This is a genomic window from Leptolyngbya sp. FACHB-321 (assembly GCF_014695975.1).
Classification (GTDB): domain Bacteria; phylum Cyanobacteriota; class Cyanobacteriia; order Leptolyngbyales; family Leptolyngbyaceae; genus Stenomitos.
The window spans coordinates 1-13,699 of the sequence record NZ_JACJPI010000045.1 but is presented as its reverse complement, the minus strand read 5'-3'; the positions used below and the strand labels follow the sequence as shown (position 1 = coordinate 13,699).

Sequence of the window (13,699 nt, the reverse complement as noted above, 5' to 3'; positions counted from 1 at the left end):
CTCAAGAGTGCCGCAGTTGATGAGAGCGAAGACGTTTTGCCAACAGCAGAACCGTCCGAAAAAGAAGCTTGAGGTGCTGCCAGTGGATGTTGATCAAATGCAGCGTGGACAGCAATGGTTAGAAACCCTCTTGCGTCTGTCTGGTCTTAGCTCAGATGTGACAGCTGAAATGAATGCAAACTTTGCTGAGGAGAGTTGCTGGCTGACTATCAATGAGGCAACGCTGCTGCCCGAACAGATACAAATTCTTACGGGAGCCGGTGGCTCTGTACTGGATTCAATTCAGTACTTGACGAACGCTATTTTGAACTTGAGTCAGGAGCGTGAGCAGCAGCAGGCTTTTACAGTTGAGTTGGCAGGTTATCGACTGCGTCGCTATGCTGAACTTAAAGCCCTTGCTGAACAGGCAGCGACTGATGCGCGGGAAAGCGGTGAAGAGTTTGAACTTAAGTCACTTTCATCGGCTGAACGTCGTCAGGTACATACAATGCTGAAGGAATACGGAGATCTGGAAACCTTCAGTCGTGGACAGGAACCTGATCGGAGGCTGGTGATTCGCCCCTTGCAAAGCTAGTGTGGCGCGATTCGCTGCCTGTGGTTCGAAAAGGCTGAGAAACATACAGTTTTGCGTTGGTAAAGACAGCGCTAACTGACTCCGTGGAAAACCGCGTTGAGAGAAGGGAGTAAAACAGATGGACGCTATTTACATTCCACAGTTGACAAAAGCGCCGCAACAGACTGAGGTGATTGACTTTAGTGAAGCAATTCCGGGGTTAGAAACTCTTACTCCAGTACAAGGGCAGCTTAGAGTGACGCATCAGGGAAACTACCTTGAGGTGTCTGCGTTTGCAGACACGATTGTGACTCTTGTGTGCCATCGCTGCTTGCAACAATACAATTACCGGCTGTCGATCGCCCCATCTGAACTGATCTGGCTGGATGAAACCGCTGATTTAGCTGAAGCATTGCCACTTGACCAAGATATCGATCCGGAGGATTTGGTTGAGACCTTGCCGCCCAAAGGTTACTTTGAACCCGCAACCTGGCTTTACGAACAGTTGTGCCTGGAACTTCCACAGCGGCAACTCTGCGACCAAGCCTGTACAGGTATAGAGTTGTCGGGCACCAATGCACCTGCGCCATCGGTCGATCGCCGCTGGGCTCCTCTAGAATCGCTTAAAAATCAACTTCGCAATTAATAAAGTAAACGCGCTAAGTTAAAGCAGGTTGGTACCCTGTTTAATTGGCATTTTAATTGGCACTGTTTAGTGGGTCTGTCATGAGCTTCAGCGATGAATTTGAATTGTTGCTGCGGGCACGGTATCCGCTGATTTATATCCCCACTCGCGAAGAAGAGCGGTTGGAGGTTGCGATCGCCCACTCTGCCAAACAGCAGGGCAATCGCGCTGTCTATATTTGGGATTTTGTGGATGGCTATCAGGGCAATCCTAACGATGCTGGCTTTGGTAAGCGCAACCCATTGCAAGCGCTAGAATTTGTCGAGAAACTTCCAGCAACAGCGGCAGCGGTCTTTATTCTACGAGACTTTCACCGCTTTCTAGAAGATGTGGCAATTTCGCGCAAGTTGCGTAACTTGGCACGGTTGCTGAAGTCACAGCCCAAGAACATTGTGATTCTATCGTCCCAACTGACGATCCCTGATGAACTCAGCGAAGTGCTGACAGTTCTAGAGTTTCCACTACCTGCCCCTGCTGAAATTCAAGTTGAGGTTGAGCGTCTACTTGCAGCAACTGGACGATCGCTCGAGAATCGAGTTTTGGATGAGTTAGTGCGTTCCTGCCAGGGCTTGTCAATGGAGCGGATTCGGCGTGTGCTAGCAAAGGCGATCGCAACCCACGGCGAACTTCGCCCTGAAGATGTAGAGCTGATTTTAGAAGAAAAGCGGCAGACCATTCGCCAAACCCAAATCCTCGATTTTTATCCCACTACTGCCAACATTTCTGACATTGGTGGTTTGGATAACTTGAAAGATTGGCTGCTACGTCGCGGAGGTGCCTTTTCTGAACGGGCGCGACAGTATGGCTTGCCTCATCCCAGAGGGCTACTACTGGTTGGCATTCAGGGTACGGGCAAGTCCTTAACCGCGAAGGCGATCGCCCATCACTGGCACTTACCGCTTCTGCGTTTAGATGTTGGGCGGTTGTTTGCTGGCTTGGTTGGTGAATCGGAGTCTCGCACTCGCCAAATGATTCAGTTAGCAGAAGCGCTTGCGCCATGCATTCTATGGATTGATGAAATTGACAAAGCGTTTGCTGGGGTCGATGGCAGAGGTGATGCTGGCACGACCAGTCGTGTGTTTGGCACCTTCATCACCTGGCTTGCCGAAAAGACTACGCCTGTTTTTGTAGTTGCTACTGCAAACAACATTCAATCTTTACCCGCCGAGATGCTGCGAAAAGGACGGTTTGACGAGATCTTTTTTGTCGGCTTGCCCAGCCAGGAAGAACGGCAGGAGATTTTTGCAGTGCATCTGTCGCGGCTGCGGCTTCCTAACTTAAAAGCCTATGACATGGAGCGTCTCGCGTATGAAACCCCTGATTTCTCGGGGGCAGAAATTGAACAGACGCTCATTGAGGCAATGCACCTGGGCTTTAGCCAGAACCGAGACTTCACCACCGAAGATGTTTTAGAAGCTGCCAGCCAGATTGTGCCACTTGCTCGTACTGCTCAAGAACAAATTCAATTTTTGCAAGAGTGGGCAGCAGCAGGAAAAGCACGCCTTGCATCACGGCACAGTAGCCTGAGCAACCGTATTCAGCGACAAATGCATCAACCTGACTAACAAACGCTACAATTCTGCAGCATGGTAGTTCTGAGGAAGGCTATGAGTTGGGGGAATTTAACGAAGTTGTTGAGTGGCGTTTTGCTGGCGATCGCCCTGATTGTCAGCGGGTGCTTTTTTGCTGCCCAGCACGTCATTGCTCAGTTCACAGCACCACCGCCTAAACCGACCTTTCCAAATGATAATCCTGGTGCCAAAGCAAAGCTGCAACCGACAGCAGCAGCTAAACCTGCCACAAAATCCTCGCCAAAGCCTAGCGTCACCCCTTCACCCTCACCCCAACCTACTGAAGCGGCTGGCTACCGTGCCCGCATTACGCTTTCACAGGGTTTAAACTTGCGGGAAAGCGCCAGTCAAGATTCGGCTCGTATCGGTGGTGTGGCTGTCAATACACGCATTACAGTGCTAGAAGATAGCTCCGATGGAGAATGGCAGCGAGTGAGATTGGAAGAGAGCGGTCGTGAAGGTTGGGTGAAAGCAGGCTACACCGAACGCGTCAACCCATAGATTGCCTGTCCTTAAGAACATTCCAACCGAAGAAATTATCCTGGGCAAGTAGGCTGTGCAGCCATCAGGATCACAGCAGCCACAGTTGACGGCATAGATTACCTGCTAACGTGATGTAGTCACATCATTAACTTAGCCGATCGCTGTCGTACATAGACCATGACGCAAGACAAAATTCTCCAAAAAGAGCAGCAGTTTCACGATCAGTGGGCGGCTGTGATTGACGTAGATGGCATTTGTGTGGCGGACTATTTTGAAGCCTGCACCGCTCCCGAAAACCGCTTTATTCTCAGTCAGCTTGGCGCTTTGGATGGTAAATATTTACTTGATTTAGGCTGTGGCGCAGGCGAAAACAGCGTGTACTTTGCGACGAAAGGGGCACGCTGTGTTGCGGCTGACTACTCACCGGGAATGGTGGATGTGGCACTTAAATTAGCCGCTGCTAATCAAGTAGAAGTCGAGGGGCGAGTGGTAAATGCGATGGCGATCGATTTCCCTGACAACACCTTTGACATTGTGTATGCCTCGAATCTGCTGCACCATATTCCCGATCCCCGCCTTGCTATTCAGGAAATGCATCGCATTCTAAAACCGGGCGGCAAAGCCTGTTTTTGGGACCCGCTGAAGCACAACCCGGTCATCAATGTCTATCGACGCATTGCCACAAAAGTACGGACAGAGGACGAAACACCGCTTGATATTAATCTTGTTAACTTCGTGCAGTCGCGCTTTGCCGAAACCTACTACGATACCTTCTGGCTGGCAAGCCTCTGGATCTTCCTACGCTTTTATCTGATTGAAAAGGTGAACCCAAACGAGGAACGCTACTGGAAAAAAATCATCCTGGAGCACGAGCGCTTGAAGCCTAGCTATGAGCGTCTCGAAACTCTCGATCGCGCCTTAAAAGCTTTACCATTCACAAAGCGGTTTGCCTGGAATCTAGCAGTAGTCGCTACAAAGTAGGAAGTGATATGACGCAACAGCGCTCACGGTGGCAACACGTCTGGCTTTATGGGCTGTTGGGTGCGATCGCGATCGTGATGCTCATCCCGCTGGTATGGCTCATCAGCACGTCGCTTAAGTCCCCCACTGAAGATATTTTTCAGTTTCCGCCGCAGTTATTCCCTAGCCAGCCCACCTTCCAAAACTTTGTCACCGTCTGGAATGCCAATCCTTTTGGGCGCTACTTGTTTAACAGTATGCTCGTGGCAGTGCTGACCGTCGGCTTAAACCTGCTCTTCTGTGCGCTGGCGGCTTATCCGCTGGCAAGGCTTAACTTTCGGGGACGCGAAGTTTTCTTCACGCTGATTGTCACCACGATCATGATTCCCTTTCAGATTGTAATGATTCCGCTGTATGTGTTGGCGGTGCAGTTGGGGTTACGAAATACCTATCTGGGTGTGATTTTTCCTGCGATCGCGTCTGCTTTTGGTATCTTCCTGCTGCGGCAGGCATTTCAAGGTGTCCCGAAAGAATTGGAGGAAGCGGGTCGCATGGATGGCTGCTCAGAACTCGGGATCTGGTGGTATGTGATGATTCCCGCCATTCGTCCGGCGCTGGTGACGCTGGCAATCTTTGTTTTCATTGGCTCGTGGAGCGACTTTTTGTGGCCATTGATCGTGCTCGATCGACCGGAATACTACACGCTGCCGCTTGGGGTAGCAACACTGGCAGGCACCTTCTCGCTTGACTGGCGCTTGATTGCAGCCGGTTCTGTTATTTCGATCGCGCCCATTCTGCTGTTCTTTGTCGTTATGCAGCGCTACATTGTCCCCACTGAATCCGGTAGTGGTGTCAAAGGGTGAGCCTAAACCTTACTAGCTGACGGCTGGATGTTAATGGGCTTGGATGGATAAGCAATGCGTTGATGGTTAGACTGCTGCCAGACTTCCACGAAGACAGTGGCAATTTTGGACATATCCTCGCGGGTCAGACCGGAGTTAGCTAGTTGTTGATCTTGCCAGCGCGCACGAAGAATTTTGTTGATCATGGCAAGCGCTTCTTTAGGTGTGGCATCTTTGAGCGATCGCAGCGCCGCTTCGCACGAATCTGCCAGCATGACAACGCCTGTCTCACGTGATCGAGGGGCAGGTCCATCGTATTGAAAATCAGCATCGTTTACAGTTGGGGCAGGTTTGCCTTGTGCGACTGCTTCCTGCGATCGCTGCTGCGCCTGATGGTAGAAGTAAGCAATCAGCATCGTGCCTTGATGTTCAGGGATAAAGGACTGCACGGCTTTGGGCAAGCGATACTTCCGCGCCATCACAATGCCTTCGGTAACGTGCTTTTTGATAATTGCGGCACTTTTCCAGGGATTGTCGATTAAATCGTGTTTGTTAGGTCCGCCCATCTGGTTTTCAATAAAGCCTAGCGGATCGTGCATTTTACCAATGTCGTGATACAGCGTACCTGTCCGCACTAGCTCAACATTGCAGCCCAGTGCTCGTGCGGCAGCTTCTGCCAGAGTTGCGACAAACAGCGTGTGCTGAAAGGTGCCAGGAGTTTTGGCAGCGAGTTTTTTAAGCAGGGGACGATTGGGGTTTGACAGTTCGACCAAGCGAATGGTGGTGACCAGATCAAACAGTTGTTCTAGATAAGGACTCACCCCGATCGCGACAATACTCCAAGCAAGCCCAATCAGCCCATGAATTACCGTGGCACCCAAGAGAGTATAAATGCCTACACCTGAGACAACATTAAGTGCGAGATAAAGAGCACCTTGAAGGACACCAACAGCCGCACCTAGCAAAGCCAGTTCTTCGCGCGATCGCAGCCGCCCTGCCATATACCCACATAGGATGCCGCCTGCTGCACTCGAAAGTAGGTGGCTCCAGGGCAGTACAGTGCCCAACGGCAGACAAAATGCCAAGAGCGCAGCAACAGCAATGCCCAGAGGTGAGCCATAGAAGCTACCTACTAACAAACCGATCGCCGAAAGATTCGTTGAAGGGACATTGAGTGCCACCAGCAACGGCGTACTCAGCGTGAGCAGCACAATCAAGGTGCGATCGCGACGACGCATCCCTGGATGAAACCGACGCTCAACTAACCAATAGATGCCAACAGCACCGCCGACTACAACACCAAAACCAATTAGTCCCACCCAATCGACACCGCGACGACTGAGCTTGAAGTGATCGAGCAAGGCAAAATCAGCCGTTGTAATACTTTCACCCGCATAGACGATCGCCTCACCCTGCTTGATTGTCACTATCTCTGGCTTCACATCCTGTGCGGCTCGTTCGGCGCTTAGGCGAGTTTGGGTTTCATCATGTACCAGGTTAGGCTGGAGCGATGCTAGCAAAAGGTTTGTGGCGATCGTCTCTGTCCCTGTTGGCACCCAGTCCGTCACCTGAAGTCTTACTGCTTCAGCCAAAAGAGGCTGCGGTAGCCCTGAAGGGATGCCTTGAGCCAAAATACGATCAACCGCCTGCAGAAGGCGGGTTTGCAGCCGCCGCCATTCTGAGTTGCTCAGATCAAGCAGCGAGGCATCAAAAACAGGTGTTGTTTCTGGAAGCACTAATTTAGGCAGTGATTTAAGCGCAGCCTGATATTGCGATCGCGCCTCATTAATTGTGTCCACCAAAGCGATGTAGTCAGCAGCAGATACGGCGCGGCGATGCGATCGCAGTTCGGCAAACGCTTTCTGCTGATTTGCGTCTAGTGCCGTCGGCTTTGGTTCTTGTGAGGCTCGCTTCCCTAAGCGAGTTGCCTGGTTTACAGCCATAGCAACCTCAGACCAGTCCTGTGCCGATGCTTTTCGTAGGTAGGTTTGCACAGAGTTAGACAGCGTTGCGGTTTTAGCGAAGGGAAAGCCCCCTGCTAGTTGTCTTAGTTCATTTGCCTGGTTAAGCTGCTGCTGAATTGCTTGCTCAATCTTTTGATTGATGGCTTGATCCAACATCAACACAGACGTTGCTTCTCTACGAGCGACCTTGCGCTTTTCCTCTGTTGCTTTGGCATCTTCAACCGTGGCTGAGGCAGGAGCAACAATGGTTTGGGGTGCCGCTTTACCAACATCAAGCTTCGGCGCGTTATAGAACCTATGACCGATCGCGCTAGTAATAACAAGAACTGTTGCAGCTACCAGCAATGAAGAGCGAGATGCGGTACCAGAAGAAACGTTCCTGATCACGTGCCTATTTGGTTGCCCAGACGAACCGTTTGACTGCCCTGACGATGGGTGGGTCGATCGCGCCACGGGCAAAAGTGAATGCTGCCTTAAATGCTGGTCAGTAATTTGATGTAGCTGCGTTTCCCATTTCGTCCACAGCTGCCTTGCACGAAGCCCCTGAGTCTCTAACGGCTGCGTCAGTCGCTGAAGCAGTTTCATAACAGCACACCATCGCCCCGTTGATGGCAGCGACTCCTGAATGGATCACGGGACTGAACGAGAACAGTTAGCATAGCCCTTTCATTATAGAAAGTCGTTGCACCTTTCGATTTGCGTTGTGAGCTTGACCTGAGAGGTGCGATCGACTGCTCCTTCAGAAAGCAAGCTATCCCTTCATCCCTTTACCGCTTTACCCACCAACAAAGAACTTACCCATGATTGCCCTTCTAACGAGGACGAATGACACCAGGAGCAGCGATCGCAGCGACAGCCATTCGCCCTACTGGAGCGTAAACACCTGACCAAGCAGCAAACAAATGGGCTGCTAATTCGTGCAGCGCTGTATTTGTTATGCCCCACAACTGAGAGTCGGTAGCCAGCCATACCAACGGTAGTCCGCCGCTACCCTGATAAGCTCCCCCGAGGGCACCTGTTAACGCAGCTATCACTGGAGCAGCTTCGCCGCAACGTGCCGCTCGTAGAAGCGCTAACCGCAGATCGCAAGGCGTGCTGAGAAAGCAGTAAAAGGCAAGTGCGATCGCCTCGTTACCTGTCTGCTGCCTCACCTGTATTTGATTGATCGCAGTGTAGAGCCCAGCACTCTGTTTCACAAGGGTTTGAGTTTGTTCCAGTGTGCCTATTAACTCTGGTAAGGAAGTAGATTGGCTGACAGTACTCTGTTTAAGGTAAGTAATGATTTGAGGCAGCAGCGTTTGTGGTTCCAGACAGTCTTGCAGCGCTTGTGCGATCGCATACCCAACTGCCAGCAGCCCAGCCTCTACGTCTGGTAAGCAACGCCAAAGCTTAACCGTTTGTAGCAGGCGTTGTTGCTGTCTGTTTTGGTCATCATGAAAGAATAGGGCAATGGGGAGTGTGGCGATCGCCAATTCTGCCGCGATCGTTTCAGGCAGCACACCCGATCGAATTCCCGTTGCAACACCCGTTTCAGGTGCACTAATGGCAAACTCTTTGCCGATCGCTGCCAGCGCATGCTCATGCCAACCGCCAGGATTAACCAGGGAACGGGCGCAATGAATTGCTATCCTGCCGCCTAACGATGGCTGATTGGATGAAGCACTTTCTCGCCCAAGACCAGGATGCCAGTTAGTAAGGTTAGCAGCCAGCCGTGCCACCTCTGAGCCATCTGTTCTGTTTTTGGCGATAGCTTGCCGCGATCGACTGTACGCTCCCAACTCATGCCCCAACGCCGCTGCCCAAAAAGTACCCTGAAAGCGGCTTAATAGTGAATAGCGCATCGATCGTCGATCGCTCCTGTCACGTGTTCATCAAATCAGTAAAGAGATTTAAGAAATTTTCTCGTTGCATTAATCCTGTCTCACCTATAGTAGCTCTAGGGTTAATTTACTGGAATGAAACCGCTACGATTAGCGTCTTCTTTTGAAATACCTGGATATGAAAAATTACTTTGTGTAACGTCTGACTGTCGCCGCCTCTGTTTTCTAGAAGGACGGTAGAGGCTGTCTTTCACTAGGCGTGGCTTCTGTGGCTTCTTACCAAACCGCGATCGACTTAACTGCTATATAAAGGACTCCAGTAATGGGTAGTGATGTAAGAGCGTATGCAGCTAAGACTCAAACAATTAATTTTTGGCTGGTACGTCGAGTGACGTTAAGCCTGCTTAGCATGAGCTGGCTAACCGTTGCCCTGGTTTCCCTTACGTCAGCAACTGCGTTAAGCCAGCTAACCTCAAGTCAAACAACTATAAGCCAAACAACAGGTGCCACCACGCCTGAAGTGTCTGGAACCACACTGCTGCGTTCGACCTTGAAACCTGGTAGCCGTGGCTCTGAAGTGACCGAGCTGCAAGCAGCCCTGAAACTGTTGGGCTATTACAGTGGCACAGTCGATGGAGTCTATGGGCAGAGTACTGTTTCGGCTGTTTCTCAGTTTCAGCAAGCCGCTGGCTTAAATGCAGATGGTATTACGGGGTCAGCAACATGGAATCGGCTCTTTCCAGACGCAGTGGAGACAGCAGGTGCTGCCCGTATTGCCCCAACTCCAACTGCCGCTAACGTCTCGCCATTGCCAGCAACCAGCGGAGCAGCCTCCTTCCCAACGCCTTCGGGAGTTAGCCCTGCACCCGCTAAGGCGACACCTGCTGCCAGCCCTCGACCCGCTGCAAACCCTGCATCTGGCACCCCAGCACCCAAGCCCAACAAACCTGCTGGAACACGCCCAGCAGCGGCAAATACAGCCACTCCTAGTACAGCTACCCCTGAGACTGTTGCGTTGCCGATTTTGAGACAAGGCATGAAGGGTTCAGCAGTCGTTGCGCTACAGGAACGACTACGATCGTTAGGTGTTTTCAAAGGCACTGCCGATGGGGTCTTTGGTGCCGAAACGTTAGCAGCCGTAAAAGCTGCACAACGTCGCTTTAAACTTGCTCCTGATGGCGTTGTCGGTACAGGCACTTGGGGCGTGCTACTGCGGTAATTGCTACTGACCACCCGGACTAAGCTAAAGAGATTAAGCTGAAGATTCAGTAGATTTCGCGTCGCTGAAATCGTTGTTTTCTCCATAAGCTAAAGGTGGCGATCGCAATCATTCCGTTATTTCACGGATTTTTCTGAGCAACAGTCTTTATATAAGCAACAGCCAATGAAGGCAGCCCCTGTAAGCGCGTGTGGACTGTCTTAAGTTGCATCCGTTCGTATGTATACAACGCGCTTCTAGTAAGTCTTTCTTAAAAAAGTTTATGGTTGAGCGTAGACAAGCGGTAGTGGCTCATGGCTTAACTCAAGGCAATTTGCTAAACCGAATGACGAATCGCATTCGGCAAACGTTGGAGTTGCAAGAGATTCTCGCGGCGACAGTGGCGGAAGTGCAGTCGTTCTTGGGCACCGATCGCGTCAAGATCTATCGGTTTCAGGCTGACGGAACAGGTCAAGTTATTGCCGAAGCAACGCGACCAGACCGCTTACCCTCTCTGCTAGGCTTGCACTTTCCAGCGGGTGACATTCCGCCCCACGCACGCGAGCTGTTTATCAAGGCACGGCAGCGTTCCATTATTGATATTCCGTCGCAGCGCATTACACTTAGCCGTTTAGAGCAACCACGTACAACGGGCGATCTTACAGTGGATGATGTCCACAACTTTCCGCTCGAAGATATTCTGTCTCGTCCGGTTGATCCCTGCCACGTCGAGTACCTGACGGCAATGGGCGTGCAGTCATCACTGGTAATCCCAATTTTTCACCGTCAGGATCTTTGGGGGCTGCTAGTGTCACATCATGCAACCCCAAAGCGCTTCTCCGAAAAACGGCTCCAGACTGTGCAACTGGTGGCAGATCATGTTTCGATCGCGATCGCGCAATCTCAACTGTTGACCAACACTCGTGCTAAAGCCAGCCGCGAAGCCGTCATCAACCAAATTTCCACCCTGCTGCACTCGCCCATGCCAAGCTACGAAGTGCTACAGCTTGTTTTAGAGCAGGCTGTTAAAGTCAATGGGTGTGTAGCGGGTCGCCTTTATGTAGCAGCCAATGAGGCGGATGCAATCTCCCAGCTTTATATAACAGGACCACAGCCAGAGAGCGCCAATTGCGAACAACTGTTAGAGACGACACCCTTCTGGCAGCAACTCTTGGTCTCTGACACACAACCGAACCAGCAAGTAGAACGCCTTGCTGCTGAACCGACAGAGCTAAGTTTAACTAATCACAACCAGGATTGGATGGCTGTAAAAAACTCCGGTGACGATCAGCCGCAGGCAGTAACCGACATCTACCAGGAGCCTTTATTAGAAACAGTTTTGCCTGCTTTTAGTGAGACACAGATTCGTGGTCTCTTAGTCATGCCGCTGCGCTATGGCGAGTTGCCACTGGGATGCTTAACCCTCTTTCGCAATGAAATAGATACCAATATTCTCTGGGCTGGCAGATTTGACTCGGATGAACGCAACCAACGAGTACGAGAATCGTTTGAAGTTTGGCAAGAACTCAAGCAGCACCAAGCGCAACCATGGGCAACGGGCGAAATCGAACTGGTGCGATCGCTGGGCACTCATTTAGCCATGGCAATCATGCAAAATCGGCTCTACCGTTGTGAGCGAGAGCAGCGCATCCTCGTAGAAATGCGAAACCGTGAACTCAACGTCGCACGCACATCAGCAGAAGAAGCCAGCCGCCTCAAGTCAGATTTTCTTTCCTCCACCAGTCATGAGCTACGCACTCCCCTTGCCTCCACGCTGAACTATCTTGAGCTACTTAAAGAAGGCTTGTATGACAACGAAGAAGAACTGCAAGAATATATCAATGTTGCTTACCATTCGGCAGAAAATTTAGTTGATATCATTAATGACATTCTTGATATTGCAAAGATTGAAGCAGGGAGAATGTATATCCAGTGGGAAACTGTCAATCTGCGAGAGCTTTTACAGCACCAAGAACGTCTTTTCAAACCAGAGAGCCGCCAAAAAGGTATTCCACTGCTGATTGATTGTCAGGTTGAGTATGTTCGAGCCGATCTGGTCAAATTAAGGCAGGTTTTGACAAATCTGCTGGCAAATGCGTTTAAGTTTACCAATGCAGGCGAGGTGCGTCTTTGTGTGAAACGATGCATCCAAACGATAAACCAGTCACCGCAGTCAGTGATTGAGTTTGCTGTTACCGATACGGGCATTGGCATCGATCGTGAAGATGCTAACTCACTGTTTGAACCCTTTGTGCAGGCAGATGGCTCGATTAAACGGCGCTATGGTGGCACTGGCTTGGGTCTAACGATTTGCAAGCGCTTGGTGGAGTTGCTAAACGGGCAGATTTGGCTCCATAGTCCTGGGAAAGGAAAGGGTACAACGATTACCTTTACGTTGCCCGATCGCCCGCTTTAACCAAGCTAAACCGTTGGCACAGCAATTTGTCGCTCGGTATGACAGGAGGGAACACCAAAAGGCTTGAATGAAAATCTCTTTCATGGCTGACGGCTGACGGTCAGACAAGGTGGACAGGGCGCTGGGCGTAAAGTATTTTATGCACCCTCTAGCTGTCGTCCTTAGCAAGGTAGGCTACAGAGAATGTCTTGAATGATGTACGGCTACTGACTATAGCCAAACAATGGGAAAAGCGATGTCTAGTTGGAACGTGCTTCTGGTTGACGATGATGTCCTGCTGGCAAAAGGAACTGCCAAATTGATCCAGCGATTGGGGGGACATCAAGTCACCATTAGCGATGATCCAGCCGATATCGTTTTGCGCTGTCAATCGCAGCCCGTTGATATCGTGCTGATGGATGTCAATTTACCCGGAGCCGAGTGGGAAGGGCAGGCTGTCAGCGGTGCTGACTTGGCACACGTCCTGAAAAACCATCCCCTCACTGCCCATCTACCGATTATTTTAGTCACTGCCTACGCCATGATGGATGAGCGTCAGACCTTGCTGGAGCGATCGCAAGCCGATGCACTCTGCGCCAAACCCATTACCAATTACAAGTCATTGCTGGAACTGATTGATCGCCTTTGCACAGGCAGCGATCGCTTAAAAAATGAAGGCTAAAAGTTTGAGTTTCGCTTTGTTTTCCCACTCCTCTGCCTTCTGCCCTCTGCCTTTTACCGTTCCTCCGGCGTTTCAATCCATACCGTTACTGAGGCGACAGCAACTAGCATTTCGTCGTTTTTGTCATTCAGTGACGCGATCGCCCGCCCCTGAACCACCATACCGCCTGCTTCTACCTTGAGCGTCTTACGTCCAAAGGGTAGCACTGCCAGCACCTCTGCTTCACGCACCTGATCGGGATACGGCACTGCCACCTGCACGTCGACAATCATCTGGTTAGGATCGCTTAGCCCAGCCACTTCCCAAATACCAGGGAGAGCATTGTGAGCGATCGCATTTCGTACCGCACGAGCCGCCGCTACAGTCGGCTCCTGACCATGCTGATCGACTCCCATCCCCATCTCAATCACAAAGCGTTTGCGCGACATAAATTAACCTGAGTTCGGGATAAGAACTGGGACAAGAAAGGGGCAAACCCGATAGGCTGAAAATGCAAAATCTCATGCCTGGTTTGCCCTCATGCTTAGTCTAGAAGCACTTTTTTGC

Annotated in this window: 12 protein-coding genes; 9 read left to right on the top strand and 3 right to left on the bottom strand. The window is 51.0% G+C overall.

Translation table 11 applies throughout. From position 1 onward, the window contains the following. Positions 1-97 precede the first annotated feature (97 nt). The 6 genes from H6F76_RS07585 to H6F76_RS07560 all read left to right on the top strand — a co-directional run bounded on the left by H6F76_RS07585 (position 98) and on the right by H6F76_RS07560 (position 5,115). On the top strand, positions 98-574 hold the full coding sequence (locus H6F76_RS07585) for a R3H domain-containing nucleic acid-binding protein (RefSeq protein ID WP_190507372.1): 477 nt from the start codon (positions 98-100) through the stop codon (positions 572-574). Between the two features lie 118 nt (positions 575-692). Continuing rightward, a complete protein-coding gene (locus H6F76_RS07580) occupies positions 693-1,199 on the top strand; it encodes a YceD family protein (protein WP_190507180.1) in 507 nt (168 codons plus the stop codon). Between the two features lie 80 nt (positions 1,200-1,279). Continuing rightward, positions 1,280-2,803 (top strand): AAA family ATPase, encoded by a 1,524-nt coding sequence (locus H6F76_RS07575; protein ID WP_190507178.1) that lies wholly within the window; start codon positions 1,280-1,282, stop codon positions 2,801-2,803. A gap of 42 nt (positions 2,804-2,845) precedes the next feature. Then, the gene (locus tag H6F76_RS07570) at positions 2,846-3,310 is read left to right on the top strand and encodes an SH3 domain-containing protein (RefSeq protein WP_190507176.1); all 465 of its coding nucleotides are present in this window, start codon (positions 2,846-2,848) and stop codon (positions 3,308-3,310) included. Positions 3,311-3,469: 159 nt separating this feature from the next. After that, complete coding sequence (locus H6F76_RS07565; protein ID WP_190507174.1) at positions 3,470-4,273, top strand: class I SAM-dependent methyltransferase; 804 nt, start codon at positions 3,470-3,472, stop codon at positions 4,271-4,273. Positions 4,274-4,281: 8 nt separating this feature from the next. After that, positions 4,282-5,115 carry a carbohydrate ABC transporter permease gene (locus H6F76_RS07560; RefSeq protein WP_190447027.1) on the top strand — a complete coding sequence of 278 codons (834 nt, stop codon included), beginning with the start codon at positions 4,282-4,284 and terminating at the stop codon, positions 5,113-5,115. Positions 5,116-5,117: 2 nt separating this feature from the next. On the opposite strand, the gene H6F76_RS07555 is transcribed toward H6F76_RS07560, so the two are convergent. Together H6F76_RS07555 and H6F76_RS07550 are read right to left on the bottom strand one after the other, a co-directional pair. Continuing rightward, a complete protein-coding gene (locus H6F76_RS07555; protein WP_190507172.1) occupies positions 5,118-7,643 on the bottom strand; it encodes an HDIG domain-containing metalloprotein in 2,526 nt (841 codons plus the stop codon). 227 nt (positions 7,644-7,870) lie between these two features. Continuing rightward, positions 7,871-8,899 carry an ADP-ribosylglycohydrolase family protein gene (locus H6F76_RS07550; protein WP_190507170.1) on the bottom strand — a complete coding sequence of 343 codons (1,029 nt, stop codon included), beginning with the start codon at positions 8,897-8,899 and terminating at the stop codon, positions 7,871-7,873. A gap of 301 nt (positions 8,900-9,200) precedes the next feature. On the opposite strand from H6F76_RS07550, the gene H6F76_RS29665 reads away from it, so the two are divergent. The 3 genes from H6F76_RS29665 (at position 9,201) to H6F76_RS07530 (ending at position 13,153) form a co-directional block, all read left to right on the top strand. Beyond that, positions 9,201-10,097 (top strand): peptidoglycan-binding domain-containing protein, encoded by an 897-nt coding sequence (locus H6F76_RS29665; protein ID WP_199321983.1) that lies wholly within the window; start codon positions 9,201-9,203, stop codon positions 10,095-10,097. Positions 10,098-10,359: 262 nt separating this feature from the next. After that, positions 10,360-12,492 carry an ATP-binding protein gene (locus H6F76_RS07535; RefSeq protein ID WP_190507168.1) on the top strand — a complete coding sequence of 711 codons (2,133 nt, stop codon included), beginning with the start codon at positions 10,360-10,362 and terminating at the stop codon, positions 12,490-12,492. Between the two features lie 235 nt (positions 12,493-12,727). Then, the gene (locus tag H6F76_RS07530) at positions 12,728-13,153 is read left to right on the top strand and encodes a response regulator (RefSeq protein WP_190507166.1); all 426 of its coding nucleotides are present in this window, start codon (positions 12,728-12,730) and stop codon (positions 13,151-13,153) included. A gap of 53 nt (positions 13,154-13,206) precedes the next feature. On the opposite strand, the gene H6F76_RS07525 is transcribed toward H6F76_RS07530, so the two are convergent. After that, on the bottom strand, positions 13,207-13,581 hold the full coding sequence (locus H6F76_RS07525) for a Lin0512 family protein (RefSeq protein ID WP_190507164.1): 375 nt from the start codon (positions 13,579-13,581) through the stop codon (positions 13,207-13,209). Between the last annotated feature and the right edge of the window lie 118 nt (positions 13,582-13,699).

Coding starts and splice junctions, on each gene's coding strand:
- H6F76_RS07585 (WP_190507372.1), top strand. CDS start 98: ATGCAGCGTGGACAGCAATGGTTAGAAACCCTCTTGCGTCTGTCTGGT.
- H6F76_RS07580 (WP_190507180.1), top strand. CDS start 693: ATGGACGCTATTTACATTCCACAGTTGACAAAAGCGCCGCAACAGACT.
- H6F76_RS07575 (WP_190507178.1), top strand. CDS start 1,280: ATGAGCTTCAGCGATGAATTTGAATTGTTGCTGCGGGCACGGTATCCG.
- H6F76_RS07570 (WP_190507176.1), top strand. CDS start 2,846: ATGAGTTGGGGGAATTTAACGAAGTTGTTGAGTGGCGTTTTGCTGGCG.
- H6F76_RS07565 (WP_190507174.1), top strand. CDS start 3,470: ATGACGCAAGACAAAATTCTCCAAAAAGAGCAGCAGTTTCACGATCAG.
- H6F76_RS07560 (WP_190447027.1), top strand. CDS start 4,282: ATGACGCAACAGCGCTCACGGTGGCAACACGTCTGGCTTTATGGGCTG.
- H6F76_RS07555 (WP_190507172.1), bottom strand. CDS start 7,643: ATGAAACTGCTTCAGCGACTGACGCAGCCGTTAGAGACTCAGGGGCTT.
- H6F76_RS07550 (WP_190507170.1), bottom strand. CDS start 8,899: ATGCGCTATTCACTATTAAGCCGCTTTCAGGGTACTTTTTGGGCAGCG.
- H6F76_RS29665 (WP_199321983.1), top strand. CDS start 9,201: ATGGGTAGTGATGTAAGAGCGTATGCAGCTAAGACTCAAACAATTAAT.
- H6F76_RS07535 (WP_190507168.1), top strand. CDS start 10,360: ATGGTTGAGCGTAGACAAGCGGTAGTGGCTCATGGCTTAACTCAAGGC.
- H6F76_RS07530 (WP_190507166.1), top strand. CDS start 12,728: ATGTCTAGTTGGAACGTGCTTCTGGTTGACGATGATGTCCTGCTGGCA.
- H6F76_RS07525 (WP_190507164.1), bottom strand. CDS start 13,581: ATGTCGCGCAAACGCTTTGTGATTGAGATGGGGATGGGAGTCGATCAG.